Here is a 13,976-nt window from a genome sequence, read left to right on the forward strand (position 1 = left end):
CTCTGTTATAAGAATCCTAATACGTGGCCGACAACGCCAAATGCAAGAGTTGAGAAAATCAATACCGGAGGTTTACCCCAAAAACCGGTGCTTTTTACCATTTTGTACATCAAGAAAACTAAGCACAGAGGCAGTAAATTCGGCATGATTTTGTCAAAGAGCGCGGTTTGCAATTCAACCACTTTCCCTCCCAGCTCTAACGAGGCGGTGGTTTGCACCTTGATAAAGGTCGCAGAGAGCGCTCCAATGACAAAGATCCCCATAATATTGGCGGCTTTAGCCAGTTTTTCAGTAGCATCACTCATATTGACCATCGCTGCTGTTCCCGCGCGATAGCCCATAAACATCAGCCCGAAATACACTAAAAAGTGTACAATTTGGTATAAAAAGAAGAAAACAAAAGGCCCCGCAATCGAACCTTCCATTGCAATAGATGCGCCCAATGCTAAGGTCAATGGCATCAAGGTCATATGGTCAATAGCATCACCTATCCCCCCTGTTGGCCCCATTCCTGCAACTTTCATCACGTTAACAGTAGACGGTTTTTCTTTGTTTTCTTCCATTGCCACCGCTGTGCCTAATAAAAAGGTAAACAGCTTAGGACTGGCATTGAAAAATTGTAGATGGTTTTTCAGTGATGTTGCATAGTCACGTTTATTATTTCCATGAATTTTCTTTAATGCTGGGATAATTGAGAAGGCAAACCCACCACCTTGCATACGTTCAAAGTTAAAGTTACCTTCCATAAATAGACCTCGGAATGCACACTTCCAAAGATCACCTTTAGTGATAACTTTTCTGACGGTGGTATCTTGATACTCATCAATGCCATCAATCAAAGAACCCGTTTCTGGTTTATCCTGCGTTTTCAATGCGGTGCTGTTATCAGATACCATCTTCGAAATCCTCATTTTGCTGATTTGTATTTTTGTTGTTACCACTAAAGAAGAAATAGAGCGCGGCGGCTGATGCACCTAAAATAGCGACAGCCATAATTGGGAGTTTTAAATAGGTTGTCATGACGAAACCAATGAAGAACACACCTGCAACTTCTTTTGACCACATGATTTTCAACAACATGGCGAAACCAATAGCAGGAACCATCTTCGCACCGATACCTAATCCTTCTAACAAGACTTTTGGTGTATTTTCATCAATCCACTGAGCCGCATGCTCACCGAAATAAACCGTCACAAAAGCCACTAAGGCGTAGAGCAATGAACGCACCGTAATGGTGATAATAAGCAACCGTGAAATACCCGCCGCATCGGCTCTTTCAGCATATCTATCCGCTTTTCCCATCGTGAAAGCGGTTACAGCAAAGAAGCCAATCACCAACATTTGCATTAACACTGCAATTGGCATACCAATACCCATAGCAACTTCAGGTGATTGCTTTGTCATCACAGCAAAAGCAACCGCTGCAATCGTACCTAAAGTCACATCAGGTGGCTGAGCGCCTGCGTTAGGAACCAATCCTAGCCACGCGAGTTCTAACGTTGCACCTGCAATTAATCCAACTTGCATATCACCCATAATTAGGCCAACAATAGGCCCTGTAATTAATGGTCTGTGAATATTTAATGCAACGTCATACTTATCTATACCGCAAAAGAAGGCCCATAAAGCCACTAAAGAAGCTTCAAAAATCATAAATCATCCTCAAACCTGCTAATGCAGGTTTTTTATCCAGGAAATTATCAGGCTGATGCGAGCGCTAATACATCAACAGGTGTCTGATCGGGGGTGTTTTGGATTGTGCAAGTGACGCCGTTTGCGACAAGGCTTTTAAACGCATCAATATCGGTTTCGTCAACGGATACCGTTTTCGCAATTTGGCGTTTCCCTTCATGAAAATGCATATTGCCAACATTACAGTGAGTAATGGGCACTCCACCTTCCACTAAACGGGCAACATCTGTCGGGTTATTACACAAAACAAAAATTTTCTGACGAGGTGATGCTTTACTAATCACATCAATCGTTTTTTGAATAGAGAAGAAGCGAACTGCGTATTCACCACCGGCTGACGCTTTCATTCCTGCTTGCATAAATGCGGCATTAGGACCTTCGGCTGCATCATCATTAGCCACTAAAATCAGGTTTGCTTCTGTATGTTTACCCCATGTAATGCGGATTTGACCATGGAGTAAACGTTCATCAATGCGGGTCCAGACAATATTCGGTGTGTTCATGATTAGCTCTCTTATTATATTTTATTAATTTAAAACAGACTGTGTGTCGTCTTTTTTGTGTGAGAACGGATAAATTGTGACGCCTTGTACAACGCGGTTGATTTCTCCTGTCGGAGACGGGTTATCAGGCGTATTCCCTAGTGCAATGGAACTGTGAAATGCGAATGATTGCGCCAACATCAAGTAAGGGAACAATAGCGCCACATCAGGACAGTTCTCTAACGCAGGAATATAAACAAAACTCTCAGGCGAAAAAGCGTTATCATTTCGTGCGGTGATCGCGATCACCTTGCCTGATGCATTATCGTGAATAACCTCTCGTAATAAGTCAGTCTCATATTGACGTGTATAAGGATCATTAGAGAAAAACATCACCACTAAAGTTTCTTTATTTACGATAGACTTAGGCCCATGTCGAAAGCCTAATGGAGTATCAAAGCTTGCAACCACTTTACCCGCTGTAAGCTCTAACATTTTCAACGCGGCTTCTTGGGCTAAACCTTGCAAGCCACCACTTCCTAGATAAATAACCCGTTTAAATTTACCTGCGTATTTATCCCGAATAATTTGATTTGCTTTATTAAATTGCACTTTATAGTGACTAAAAAAGGGAGCGATAGAATCACTAAAGACGTTATCCCCTAAAAAAATAGTCACAGCCGCCATCATCATGGATGAAAAGCTAGAGGTCATCGCTAAAGAACGATCATTTGATTCTTCAGGCATCAGTAATGCCAATGCGTAGCGGTTATTCTGGCAATACTCATAAAGCTTGCCATTTTCATTACATGTCAGTACTAAGTGATAACACTGCGATAAGCATTCAGTCGCAACATCTAACGCTGCCACACTTTCAGGGCTATTCCCTGAACGTGCAAAAGAAATCAATAATGTTGGGATATCTTCTGCTAAGTATTCTTGTGGGTCAGCCACTAAATCGGTTGTTGCAATCGCATCGACTCGACGTTTTGTATGACCACTTAAAATAGGGGCTAATGCTTTTCCAGCAAACGCAGAAGTGCCGGCGCCCGTTAAAATAATTCGCGCATGAGGTACTGCAAGCGCTTTATTTAAAAAGGCTTCAATATCGGCACGTTTTTCTTTCACTGACTGCCATGTTTTCTTCCAACATTCCGGTTGTTGCTCAATTTCTTTCGCAGTCCAAAATGCATTCAGTTGCTCTAATTGAGCGGTCTGATAACTTAAATATTCCATGGTTTCCCTCAATTAATGGACATAGCACGCATCGGCATACACCGATAACACATCACGAATTTTCGCAATAACAAACGATTCAGGTGTTCCGTCAATCATGCCTTCTCTAAATTGAGTAAATTGATAAGGCAGATATTGGCTCAGTAGCGGTAGTGGAATGGGTTTAACGGATAAGTTATCCATTAGCGTGTCGATAGCGTCATTAATTTCAGCATCGGGCCAGTAATAGCGAATGCGATCGCTAAAACTATACACTCGGGCAAAAGCTTGTTGACGCTCATCACCATGATAATATTTTTGCCAAAATCCTGGCTCACGGCACATCAGTTGTTCCATTTTTTCACGCAATTTTGAGCACTGTTCTTGCGGAAATAAAGTTTCTTCAATGGCACAAAGTGCATATAAACCTTCACGCATAGCAAACGTGAGTGCAGGCCCAACTTTTAAAATAGCAAAGTGATCGTGAACTAATTGTTTATAAGCCTCTTTAGTTTGGTAATCCGTTGAGTGCGCTTCAAAAACGAGATGAGAATAATCGTTTACGACTTGGCTTAATGCTTGTGCATCTTCAGTCTGATAATCAATAATACCCGTATGATCAAATTCGACACCCGGTTGAACCACTAAACCAATCACACGTGTCCAACAATCACCAATGCCCGCATCTTGAAAAGCTTGGCGATGACACTCTAATGTTTTACGCGCAGCAGCAGGTGAAGTCACTTCAACGGTATCTAGCTCTTCAGCAGCACCACCAGGAACAGGCACTTCTGTGCCAACAACATAAACAATATCACTAGAGCCGAAGGCCTCTTTTGCTGTGTTTTCTGCAATGACAGCCAAACGTGCTGCACGAGATGCCACAATTTCATCAGTTAAAGGAATAGGATCGTCAGCGCAAGACATACTGCAATCAAGGTGGATTTTTTTGAAACCAGCGGCAACATAATGCGCAATCAGCACATCCGCATTTGCCATCGCTTCTTTAGCGTTAAGATGTTGCCAACGATTAGGCCCTAAATGGTCACCACCCAGAATAAGTTTCTCGATAGGAAAACCGACTTTTTCAGCCTGTTCAATAACATATTGGTAGAAGTCAGCGGGAGTCATTCCCGTATAACCACCAAACTGATCAACCTGATTAGAGGTGGCTTCAATTAGCAGAAAGGAATCATTATCCAGCGCTTGTAATAGAGCTGCTTCTATTACTAAAGGATGGGCAGAACAAACAGAATAAATACCATTCTGTTTGCCTGATTTGTGTTGCTGAACAATCTTTTCTAAAGGATGCATTAAATACTAACTCCATAATCAACACCGGCGGTGTTGCTAATGGAGTTAGCAAATTACGATGCCTTATCGTCGACGATAATTACTTCGATTTTGTGATCTTTCAGTTCCTGAATATATTCTTCAGGAATACCTGAGTCGGTCACTAAAATATCGATATCACCAAATTCTCTGATCATATGACAGCTGCGTTTACTGAATTTCGTAGAATCTGCAACCGCAATAATCGTTTCTGAGATATCACACATTAAACGGTTAAGACTAGCTTCCTGTTCATTGTGTGTAGTAATACCAACACGTAAATCGAATCCATCAACGCCTAGAAAAACCTTATCAAAACGGTAATTTCTAAGACTATTTTCAGCTTGTGAGCCTGAAAAAGACAACGCACTTTTTCGCAATACACCACCGGTCATTAATACTTCCACACCTGAGGTATTTGCTAACTCCATTGCGACATCCAGACCGTTAGTCATGACCACTACATTTTCGCGCGACTTTAAATGTGTCGCGATTTCGCGAGTAGTTGTCCCCGAGTCAAGAATGACGGTGTCTCCATCCTTTATCAGCGTTGCGGCTGCTTTCCCGATTAATGTTTTTATGCCCGCATTTTGTCCACGTTTTTCGTGGATACTCAATTCGGCAATAAATCCTGTATTAGGAATTGCTGCACCATGAGAGCGAACGATATAACCATTTTTCTCAAGAAAACTTAGATCGCTGCGGATAGTGACACTTGAGACTTTAAATAATTCAGCAAGATCTTCGACTCTGGCTTTACCTTGCAGGTTTACCATATCGAGGATCTCCATACGCCTCTCAACTGCCGCTTTCACTTTCGTCTCCTTACGAAACCAAAAGACTTTCTTTCGATTGGTTTCGAATGTAGTTTACTACGCCAATTTTAACCGACAATGCAAAAAAACAAAACTTTTGATCTCTTTCACAAAGTTTCGATTCATCATCGAATGCTTACGATTATTTTCGTGTCATTTCAATGATAGCCTTCAGGCCATCAGTTTCCAATAAATAAAATGATATAAGGCAACACTATACTTATGATTACACCATATATAGCTAGATAAAACACAATAATGTAGATTTAATTTCGCTACATTTCACAAAATACAGATTAAAACTTCACTGAATTCATTTATTTTCGAAAAGTAAATCAAAATAAATAGCTTATTTAGTTAATTGAATATGAAATAGTATCAAATCGAAAGAATTTTTTTCGAAAATAACGGTACTTATCTTTCGAAAAACACTTTCATTTACTTTCGATGTTTCGTATTTGTGATTTTAATCTCTTTTGTTTTGATAAATTTTACGTAATGTAACAGGATAAAAAAGAGACTCAGGAAATGACTAATGGCATTAAATCAACCTGCTTATTTTCATATAATGGCAAAACCTACAAGCTACCACTGTAATATTAAGTGTGAATACTGCTTTTATCTGGAAAAAGAAAATATTTTTCAAGATGAAACTAAAGAAACAGGTCACACCGTGATGCCAGATGGTGTACTACGTCGTTATATTAAAGACTATATTCAGTCACACGGTGGCGAACAGGTTGATTTTTCTTGGCAAGGTGGTGAACCCACACTTGCCGGATTAGCCTTCTTTGAACAAGTCGTCAAATACCAAAAGCAATTTGCTAACGGTAAAACGATCACAAATAGTGTACAAACCAATGCCATTGCCATTAATCGCCAATGGGCGCAATTCTTTGCAGATAACCACTTTTTATTAGGGGTTTCAATTGATGGTATTGAAGCGGTTCACGATAAATATCGTATTTCTGTCAATGGAAGCCCTACTTTTGAAAGAGTAAAGCGTGCAATTAAGCTACTCAATGAATATGGTGTTGAATTCAATACACTTACTGTCGTTAATGATCAAAACTGGAATAAAGGAAAAGAAACCTACCAAGCCTTAAAAGAGTTAGGTTCAACCTTCTTTCAGTTTATCCCCATCGTCGAAGTCGATAGACGCTTTCCTCATACTCATGGCGGGCATTATGCGCCTGGACCCAATGCCCAATTAGCGCCGTTTTCAGTTCCAGCTGAAGGTTACGGGCAATTTATGACAGACGTATTTAATGAATGGATACGACAAGGCGACATCGGGAAAATATATATTCGCTTATTTGACAGTTTACTAGGCACATGGATGGGCTATCCTGCATCAACCTGTATTCAATCTAAAACCTGTGGCCAAGCATTGATCATTGAAGCCAATGGTGATGTTTATTCTTGTGATCACTATGTCTACCCCGCCAATAATTTAGGCAATATTCATCAAAATAGTCTTGCTCATTTGGCCACATCAAAACAGCAACAGCGCTTTGGCCAAAATAAATATGATAAACAAACGAGCCTTTGTAAGCAGTGTGAAGTACAAAGCTTATGTTATGGCGGTTGCCCTAAACATCGCATTATTGCTATTGAAGGCGAAAAATATCGCCATAACTACCTATGCCGCTCTTATAAAAAAATATTTCATCATACGGCGATAGGTATGCAATTAATGCAACAAGCTATTTCTCGTGGGGGTCTTGCTAGTGACGCGCTTCCTGCAATGAAAAAAAACTATCTAAAGTAACCCTTTTTTATTTTATCTTTTTATTATGGAGACAATCCGTGATCTTACCTTCTGTTAAAAAAAGCTTACTCGCAGGGCTGATTGCTACATCATGTTTAAGCATCCCAATATCAGCCAATGCTGGTGGAACACCTGAAAAGCCCAATATTTTACTCATCGTGATGGATGATTTAGGCACAGGACAACTTGATTTCGTACTGGATACCCTAAATGCTGATGAATTAGCGCAACGACCAACACCTGCGCGTTATGAAGGCGATATCAATAAAATGATTGAAGCCGCACGCATTTCGATGCCAAATGTCAGTGAAATGGCAACAAATGGTGCCAAAATGACCAATGCATTTGTTGCCCACCCTGTTTGTGGTCCTTCTCGAGCAGGTATCTTTACGGGGCGGTCCCCTGCAAGCTTTGGCACTTACAGCAATGACGATGCTATTTTAGGTATTCCCCAAAATATCAAACTATTACCTTCACTTTTCCAAGAAAATGGCTATGCCACTGCAAGTATTGGTAAATGGCATAATGCAAAAGTGATCCGCAAACCGAAAATTAATGAAAGTAAGCAAACTCGCGATTATCACGACAATATGATCTCAACGCCAGAAGCGGGTTATGCACCTCATGAACGTGGTTTCGATTATGATTTTAGCTATTACGCATCGGGCGTGGCTTTATGGAATTCGCCAGCATTTTGGCGTAATGGTACTAATGTTCCAGCGCCGGGCTATACCACGCATCTATTAACAGATGAAACACTAAAATTTATTGATGAGCACAAAGATAAACCATTCTTTATTAATCTCTCCTACAGTGTTCCTCATATTCCGTTAGAACAAGCGTCACCAGCTAAATATATGGAGAAATTTGATACAGGTAATGTTGAAGCTGATAAATACTTTGCTGCCTTAAATGCAGCCGATGAAGGTATCGGCCAAATTATTACAAAATTAAAAGAAAACGGTGAGTTAGAAAATACGCTGATCTTTTTCTTATCAGATAATGGAGCTGTTAATGAATCACCAATGCCAATGAATGCAATGGATAAAGGATTCAAAGGACAAATGTTTAATGGTGGCGTTAGAGTACCTTTTATAGCCTATCAACCTGGTACTATTCCTGCGGGTACAAAAAGTGATGCGATGATCTCCGCTCTTGATATTTTACCGACCGCGCTACATACAGCAGGTATTTCTATTCCAAACAATTTAAACGTTGAAGGAAAAAACATCATGCCTTTACTTAAAGGCGAAACAACAAAATCTCCTCACAATTATCTTTATTGGGCAGGCCCAGGCACTAAACATTACAGTGAAGAAAACCAAGAATTTTGGCATGGGTATCACCAATGGATAACCTACCAACGCAAAACACCGCCTACGAATCCTAATTTAGAAAAACTCTCTAAAGGTGCCTGGGCTGTACGTGACGGCGAATGGGCACTCTATTTTTATGATGATGGGAAAAATCAGCCTCAACTTTTTAATGATAAAGATGATCCGGCTGAATCAACCGATCTGGCTAATCAAAATCCACAAAAAGTAGCAGAATTAAAGAATGCTTATTATCAGTGGATAAAAGATAAACCGAAACCCGTTCTTTGGGGACAAGATCACTATCAAATACTAGTGGATTCTGCAAAACCTTAATATTCAACTTCCGTTTTGTTTCGCAAGGATGCGTCTTTTTTCTGAGATACGAAAATGGCTATTGAAATTGCATCTTCAGCACGTCCAAAACTCCCTTATGAGCATCCAAACGTAAAAATTTACCGTCGCTTATTTAAGGAAAATATTATACGACGATTAGTCAGAAAATCGGCTTATCGTCGCTATGATAAAACGATTACTGACTTTTTTAATGACGAAACTCAGTCACTTTTCTCTTTATGTGAAATGTTGACACAATACGTCACTCAGGCTTTTCATCATTATCAAGTCTGGGGTTATTCACATGCCTATTATCCAGGAAGTCCGGGTCAACAGACCGTAAGAACGGATGCCCTTGAAGGTGTGAGTCGGGTTCTTCCTCTATTGGCAGCATGGACTGTCAGCAGTAAAAAAAGCACCTTAATGGGATTAAATCACCAAACCTTTAATTTACCATTAATGATCAAACAAAGCTTTATTCATGGTACTGATCCACTTCATAAAGGATATTGGGGAGAACTTGAAAATTACGATCAGCGAATTTGTGAAGCTGCCGATTTAGCACTCACACTTTGGATAAGCCGTGAATGGGTGTGGGATACATTAACACCCGTAATACAACAACAAATTATTACTTGGTTCGAACAAGTTAATCACTGTGAAATTGTTGATAATAATTGGCATTTTTTCCCACTTACTGTTCAATTTGTCATTAAAGCACTTACAGGAAAAGATACCATTGCTCATTGGCGTTATGAACGATTAAAAGAGTTTTATGTTGGTGATGGATGGTTTCGTGATGGTGCGAAAGGTAATTATGATTACTACAATGCATGGGGTTTTTACTATTCGCTATATTGGTTAGCACAAATTGATCCCCAATTTGATACCACATTTATTACTCAATCACTTAATACCTTTAATCAACATTATCTTTATTTTATGACCCCAAAAGGTATTCCTTTCTTTGGTCGTAGTGCCTGCTATCGCCTAGCGGTTTCCGCACCATTATTAGCCGGAGTTGATTTACAGTGCCCTTCCGTCAAAGTTGGTGAGGCAAAACGTGCCTTTGAAAGTAGCTTACGTTATTTCATTTCTCAAGGTGCATTAAAAAATGGTGCACCTACACAAGGTTTATTTACTCACGATCCCCGTTTAGTTGATAACTATAGTGGTCCTGCCAGTAGTTTTTGGTCATTACGTGCCGTGATTATTGCGCTTTATTGTGCTGAGCGTATCAATTTATGGCAAACTCCCTCGCTCCCTTTACCCATCGAAAAAGATAACTTTCGTTTCGACATTCCCTCTATTCAAGCATTCGTCAGTGGCGTAAAAGCAACACAAGAGGTCAACGTTATTTTTTGCGAAGATTATACAACTCAGCAAACTCCATTAACTCGCCGTTTAGAAAAACAGACCTTAGCACAAAAAGTTGCTGAAACCGTGATAGGACAGTCAAGACGCCCAAAAAATAATTTGTTACGCAAAGGGATCACCAGTTATAGCTCTAAAATGGCACATTTTTTCTAACCTACTTTCATTTGCTTTCAGTGCGAAGGGTATAAAAATGTGATTTAGATCTTTTACCTTTCTATTTCTTTCGTTTATTATAATTCGTAATTAAACGAAAGATGAGAGGCAAACATGTATCTGGTTTCTACTCGTAATATGCTCAATAAAGCACAGCGTGAAAATTATGCTGTGCCTGCTTTTAATATTCATAATTTGGAAACCATTCAAGTTGTGATGGAAACGGCAGCTGAGATGGCATCACCTGTTATCTTGGCTGGTACACCAAGCACGTTTGCTTATGCAGGTAGCGATTATTTGATCTCTATTTGTCAACAAGCAGCTGAACAATACCGAATTCCTGTTGCACTGCATTTAGATCATCATGAAGATATTCCTGATATTTGCAATAAAGTCATTTCAGGTGTGCGTTCTGCCATGATTGATGCCTCTCATTTTCAGTTTGAAGAAAACATTCGTATCGTCAAAGAAGTGGTTAATTTCTGCCATCATTGGGATTGTACTGTAGAAGCTGAATTGGGTCGTCTGGGTGGACAAGAAGATGATCTCGTTGTTGATGCTAAAGATGCCCTATACACTGATCCTGATTCAGCAGCACAATTTATTAAAGCAACGGGCATTGATTCACTGGCTGTAGCAATCGGCACAGCACATGGTATGTACAAACATGAACCACATCTTGACTTTAATCGCTTAGCGATTATTCGCCAAAAGACCGATATTCCGTTAGTTCTTCATGGTGCATCAGGGATCCCTGATAATGATGTACGCCGTTGTATCGATTTAGGCATTTGCAAAGTTAACGTTGCAACTGAACTTAAAATTGCTTTCTCTAACGCAATTAAGCAGTATTTTTTAGATAACCCTGATGCAAGTGATCCTCGTCATTATCTTGTACCAGGCAAAGCCGCAATGAAAGCCGTAGTTGCAGATAAAATTCGCGTCTGTAAAAGTGATGGGAAACTGTGAAAATAAAGAGAACTGTCGCCATTATTGGCGAATGTATGATAGAGCTTAGTGGTCAACCTTTTTTACCCCAACAACAGCGTTTTGGTGGTGATACATTAAACACAGCACTGTATTTAGCGCGGCTTATCCCTACATTACATCCGCACTATATAACAGGTTTAGGCACTGATACTTACAGTGCCTTAATGCAAAAAGCATGGGAAGAAGAAGGGATCAACTGCCAATCTGTCATGACTATTCCTGAAAAACTCCCAGGTCTATATGCCATTGAAATTGATGCTTGTGGTGAGCGTAGCTTCCATTATTGGCGTAGTGACGCTGCTGCACGTTATATTGCAACTGATAGTCGCTTTACCGCACATCTCAATGCATTACCGAATAATAGTGTGATTTATCTCAGTGGAATTTCTCTTGCTATTTTAACGCAGGAAGGAAAAGAATCGCTACTCACACAATTAACCCACCTTAAACAGCGCGGGATCACCTTAATTGTGGATTCTAATTATCGATCTCGCTTATGGGATTCAATACCTCATGCGCAAGAATGGTTTGAAAAACTGTATAAGCTTAGCGACATTGCCTTAGTCACGGGTGATGATGAACAAATACTTTGGCAGCACCCCTCTTTAACAGAACAAAACATTGCACAACGCCTACATCAATGGGGTAATCAGAGCGTTATTGTCAAACTGGGGGCCAATGGTGCTTTTTGGTCTGATGGCCAAAATACGGGATATATTTCGCCCAACCCCATTGATTCTGTTGTTGATACTACAGCTGCAGGCGACTCGTTTAATGCAGGCTTTATTGCCGCTTGGCTACAAAATCACAGCTTACCCACCTGTTGTATATGGGGTAATACTTTGGCAGGACTGGTTATTCAACACCATGGTGCCATCATTCCTCATCAAGTTACTGATTCATTCTATACACTCATTAAGGATAACCATGACACAGTCAATTGTTGATACACTTTCATCACTGAAAGTGATCCCCGTGATCCAAATTAATCGCGCCGAAGATGCAATCTGGCTGGGTGAAATTTTAACCCAAAATCAACTTCCTGTTGCCGAAATTACTTTTCGTACTCCTGTAGCCGCTAAAGCGATTAAGCTAATGCATGAACACTTTCCTGAACTTATATTATGCGCAGGAACTGTATTAACTGCGCAACAAGCAGATATAGCAAAAGAAGCTGGAGCAAGCTTTGTTATATCCCCGGGTTATAACCCAAGTACAGTCGATTATTGTCTGAATAATGGCATTGACATTGTGCCGGGAATTAATAACCCAAGCCAAATCGAAGTTGCCCTTGAAAGAGGCCTCACCTTACTTAAATTCTTTCCAGCAGAAGCCTCTGGCGGTGTAAAAATGCTAAAAGCGCTTGTAGCACCTTACACACAAGCGCAATTTATGCCAACCGGCGGTATTAGCTTAAGTAATGTCAGTGATTATCTTGCTATTCCACAAGTCGTCGCTTGTGGAGGAAGTTGGGTTGCTACAGCAGAGATGATTGATAAACAAGATAAAGAGACCATTGCTAATCATATTCAAAATATCCACTCATTACTAAAAACAAATAAGGGATAAACAAAATGAAACAGGTTGCCGTTTTATTAGCGGATGGATTTGAAGAAGGTGAAGCCGTTGTTTTTATTGATATCATGCGTCGCCTTGATATCCATGTTGATGTACTTTCTTGTATGGATACCCTAGTATTGAATACCTATTTTGAAACTAAAATCAGTGCTGATTATCTATTAACAGAAAAGCTGACACACAGTTATGACGCCATAATGATGCCGGGTGGCCCTAAAGGTACCGATCGTTTATGCGCTAACGAGCAAGTTATTCAATTTATTAAACGCCATATTGCTGAAGATAAATATATTTGTGCGCTATGCTCTTCTGGAGCAAAAGTATTAGCTGCACATCATCTTCTTGAAGGTCGTAATTACAGTACAGGTGATAAATTGGCAGATAAATATGATGATGGCAATTATCTTGATCAAGATGTCGTTGTCGATGGAAAATTTATCAGTGCAAAAGGGTTAGGTGTTAGCTTTGAATTTGCCTTTACTGTGGCTAAACATTTACTCAGTGATAATGTCCAAAAGGTCGATTGGCAAGCTAATCATATTTATTTCAAACACTGGCCATTAAGCTACCTTCAATAATTAAACTTAATTATAATTTATAGAAAGAGGAGTTAATCTTCTTTCTATTTATATATAAAGTAATTACCCTCATAAAAACGTTAGATTAACCATAAATTTCTTTCTAATACTTTCTTTTTACTCATATTAAAAACACTCTCATAAAGAGCTTAATTTAATCAATTATTATGTTATTTTCTTTTTAACATAAAAATCCCATTCAAATATCACTCTCAATTTTATAAAAAAAATTACGATAATGGTATTTAAACAATAGGAATAATTAAAATTCATTTATTTCCTCATTAATTACACTTAATAAAATAAAGACCCGAAACTAATTAAATGGAAATATTCAAAATTAA

13 protein-coding genes are annotated in these 13,976 nt (G+C 39.5%); 7 read left to right on the plus strand and 6 right to left on the minus strand.

Features of this window, described 5'->3' with window-relative positions; translation table 11 throughout:
- Positions 1-5: 5 nt before the first annotated feature.
- From GWJ05_RS07475 to agaR, 6 genes are read right to left on the minus strand one after another with little or no spacing between them, the layout of a single operon-like run.
- Positions 6-896, minus strand: a complete 891-nt coding sequence (locus GWJ05_RS07475) for a PTS system mannose/fructose/sorbose family transporter subunit IID (RefSeq protein WP_023581442.1) — start codon at positions 894-896, stop codon at positions 6-8.
- A complete protein-coding gene (agaW, locus tag GWJ05_RS07480) occupies positions 886-1,653 on the minus strand; it encodes a PTS N-acetylgalactosamine transporter subunit IIC (RefSeq protein WP_036935079.1) in 768 nt (255 codons plus the stop codon). Before agaW ends, GWJ05_RS07475 begins: the two co-directional genes overlap by 11 nt.
- A gap of 47 nt (positions 1,654-1,700) precedes the next feature.
- Positions 1,701-2,195 carry a PTS N-acetylgalactosamine transporter subunit IIB gene (agaV, locus tag GWJ05_RS07485; protein ID WP_036935083.1) on the minus strand — a complete coding sequence of 165 codons (495 nt, stop codon included), beginning with the start codon at positions 2,193-2,195 and terminating at the stop codon, positions 1,701-1,703.
- Between the two features lie 24 nt (positions 2,196-2,219).
- Complete coding sequence (locus GWJ05_RS07490) at positions 2,220-3,410, minus strand: SIS domain-containing protein (protein WP_036935086.1); 1,191 nt, start codon at positions 3,408-3,410, stop codon at positions 2,220-2,222.
- A 12-nt stretch (positions 3,411-3,422) separates the two neighbouring features.
- The gene (kbaZ, locus tag GWJ05_RS07495; RefSeq protein ID WP_036935088.1) at positions 3,423-4,703 is read right to left on the minus strand and encodes a tagatose-bisphosphate aldolase subunit KbaZ; all 1,281 of its coding nucleotides are present in this window, start codon (positions 4,701-4,703) and stop codon (positions 3,423-3,425) included.
- 53 nt (positions 4,704-4,756) lie between these two features.
- Positions 4,757-5,536 carry a transcriptional repressor AgaR gene (gene agaR, locus GWJ05_RS07500; RefSeq protein ID WP_036935089.1) on the minus strand — a complete coding sequence of 260 codons (780 nt, stop codon included), beginning with the start codon at positions 5,534-5,536 and terminating at the stop codon, positions 4,757-4,759.
- Positions 5,537-6,071: 535 nt separating this feature from the next.
- Between agaR and GWJ05_RS07505 the strand changes: the two genes are divergently transcribed.
- The 7 genes from GWJ05_RS07505 to GWJ05_RS07535 all read left to right on the plus strand — a co-directional run bounded on the left by GWJ05_RS07505 (position 6,072) and on the right by GWJ05_RS07535 (position 13,632).
- On the plus strand, positions 6,072-7,307 hold the full coding sequence (locus GWJ05_RS07505) for an anaerobic sulfatase maturase (protein WP_036935092.1): 1,236 nt from the start codon (positions 6,072-6,074) through the stop codon (positions 7,305-7,307).
- Positions 7,308-7,345: 38 nt separating this feature from the next.
- Entirely contained in the window at positions 7,346-8,956 is a 1,611-nt protein-coding gene (locus tag GWJ05_RS07510; protein ID WP_161681262.1) for a sulfatase-like hydrolase/transferase, read from the plus strand.
- Between the two features lie 54 nt (positions 8,957-9,010).
- Positions 9,011-10,486: a DUF2264 domain-containing protein gene (locus tag GWJ05_RS07515; RefSeq protein WP_036935098.1), complete on the plus strand. Its 1,476-nt coding sequence runs from the start codon at positions 9,011-9,013 to the stop codon at positions 10,484-10,486.
- A gap of 114 nt (positions 10,487-10,600) precedes the next feature.
- Entirely contained in the window at positions 10,601-11,455 is an 855-nt protein-coding gene (locus GWJ05_RS07520; RefSeq protein ID WP_036935101.1) for a tagatose bisphosphate family class II aldolase, read from the plus strand.
- Positions 11,452-12,423, plus strand: coding sequence for a sugar kinase (locus tag GWJ05_RS07525; protein ID WP_072024196.1), 972 nt, complete (start codon positions 11,452-11,454; stop codon positions 12,421-12,423). The genes GWJ05_RS07520 and GWJ05_RS07525 overlap by 4 nt, the downstream gene beginning before the upstream one ends.
- A complete protein-coding gene (locus GWJ05_RS07530; protein ID WP_103004935.1) occupies positions 12,404-13,045 on the plus strand; it encodes a bifunctional 4-hydroxy-2-oxoglutarate aldolase/2-dehydro-3-deoxy-phosphogluconate aldolase in 642 nt (213 codons plus the stop codon). The genes GWJ05_RS07525 and GWJ05_RS07530 overlap by 20 nt, the downstream gene beginning before the upstream one ends.
- 5 nt (positions 13,046-13,050) lie before the next feature.
- Entirely contained in the window at positions 13,051-13,632 is a 582-nt protein-coding gene (locus GWJ05_RS07535; RefSeq protein ID WP_036935106.1) for a DJ-1/PfpI family protein, read from the plus strand.
- Positions 13,633-13,976: the final 344 nt, after the last annotated feature.

It is taken from the genome of Proteus sp. G2626, assembly GCF_009915985.1.
Taxonomy (GTDB): domain Bacteria; phylum Pseudomonadota; class Gammaproteobacteria; order Enterobacterales; family Enterobacteriaceae; genus Proteus; species Proteus vulgaris.